Source organism: Agrobacterium sp. RC10-4-1, assembly GCF_014138475.1.
Taxonomy (GTDB): Bacteria; Pseudomonadota; Alphaproteobacteria; order Rhizobiales; family Rhizobiaceae; genus Agrobacterium; species Agrobacterium pusense.
The window spans coordinates 1-1,271 of the sequence record NZ_JACJIT010000028.1; the positions used below are offsets into that span (position 1 = coordinate 1).

Sequence of the window (1,271 nt, forward strand, 5' to 3'; positions counted from 1 at the left end):
GCGATGCTGGCAGTGATCCGTTCAACGGCTCGCTTTATGTCTTCCGGGCCAAACGGGCCGACCGGATCAAGATCGTCTGGTGGGATGGATCCGGGGTCTGCCTCTACTCGAAGCGGTTGGAGAAGGCGCAGTTCTGCTGGCCGCGGATAGGCCACAACCGAGTCCAGCTCAACCATGCCCAGCTCATGGCGCTCGTTGACGGCATGGACTGGAAACGGGTGCGCTCGGTGGCGGTGAAGCCGCCGGAGATTGTTGGGTAAATGCCTGCGGCAAAGTGAATCACCCGCCTGAAAGGGCAGGCAAACCGGAGCAAAATATGCTCTGGTAGACGTCATGACGCCGCCCGATCTGCAGCTCCCGGATGATGTAGATACCCTGAAAGCCATGGTTCTTGCCATGGCCGAGAAGGCCGCGCGCACCGATGCTCTTGAGAGCGAGGTCGCAGACCTGAAAGCCAGAAACGCCGATGCTGATGAACGCATCGAACGACTGACCCAGATCCTGAAAGCCTTCGATCGTGCCCGCTTTGGCCGGCGATCGGAAAAGCTCGGCTCTCCAGGCATCGATGATGAGCAGCAGGCCTTTGTCTTCGAGGAAATCGAGACCGGCATCGCTGCGATCCGAGCCCAGGTCAACAAGGGTGCCGCCCATACCGAAAAGCGTCCGCCGCGACCGCGCAAGGGCTTTGCTCCTCATCTGGAGCGGGTCGAAGTGGTGATCGAGCCGGATGAACTGCCCGAACACATCGGCAAACAGAAGGTGCTGATCGGAGAAGACGTCTCGGAGCGACTGGACGTCGTGCCGGCGAAGTTCCGCGTCATCGTCACCCGCCGACCGAAGTATGCCTTCAAAGATGAAGACGGTGTCATTCAGGCAGCCGCACCCGCGCACATCATCGAGGGCGGCATTCCGACGGAAGCGCTTCTCGCCCAGATCGCGGTCTCGAAGTATGCCGATGGCCTTCCGCTCTATCGGCAGGAGGCAATCTATGCCCGCGACAAGGTCGAGCTTGACCGGAAGCTGATGGCTCAATGGATGGGCAAGCTCGGCTTTGAACTTGATATCCTGGCCGACTACATCCTCGCCGAGATCAAGAAGGCTGAGCGTATCTTCGCTGACGAGACAACGTTGCCGACACTCGCGCCCGGATCCGGATCGGCCAGGACGGCCTGGCTATGTTGAGGTGGACGGCTCCCGGCGGCATCGAATGTGCCAGAATGAGTTCGTTGAAATCTCAATCGAGGGACACCGCCCATGGAACAGATTATCCG

General features: G+C 60.0%; 1 protein-coding gene and 1 pseudogene. Both read left to right on the forward strand.

From position 1 onward, the window contains the following. A partial coding sequence (gene tnpB / locus FHW77_RS26565; protein WP_182591108.1) for an IS66 family insertion sequence element accessory protein TnpB occupies positions 1–260 on the forward strand: 260 nt, incomplete at its 5' end. 73 nt (positions 261–333) lie between these two features. Then, positions 334–1,176 (forward strand): annotated as a pseudogene (locus FHW77_RS26570) (IS66 family transposase); the annotation flags it as partial. Positions 1,177–1,271: the final 95 nt, after the last annotated feature.